Annotated in this window: 1 pseudogene; it reads right to left on the reverse strand. The window is 41.9% G+C overall.

The features are described from left to right. Positions 1-213: pseudogene (locus WFH18_RS18400) on the reverse strand (IS66 family transposase); the annotation flags it as partial. Positions 214-217: the final 4 nt, after the last annotated feature.

Below are 217 nucleotides of genomic sequence, written 5' to 3' on the forward strand. Positions count from 1 at the left end.
TGCAGTGAGATGTTCGTTTTTACTGCCGAATTTGTGCTGTTTAAATAGTGCGAGTTCATGCTCGTATTTTTGATTGAGAATAGAAAGATGTTGAACTTTAGAATCTAATTGTTGGTTTGATTGTGCTAGAGACTGATGCTGCAGCGCCAACTGCCTGGTGAATTCCAGCAGTTGTTCATGGGTCAGTTGGCTTAAGTCAGGCAGCGTATTCATGACC

It is taken from the genome of Acinetobacter sp. USHLN143 (genome assembly GCF_037145695.1).
GTDB classification, from domain to species: Bacteria; Pseudomonadota; Gammaproteobacteria; order Pseudomonadales; family Moraxellaceae; genus Acinetobacter; species Acinetobacter fasciculus.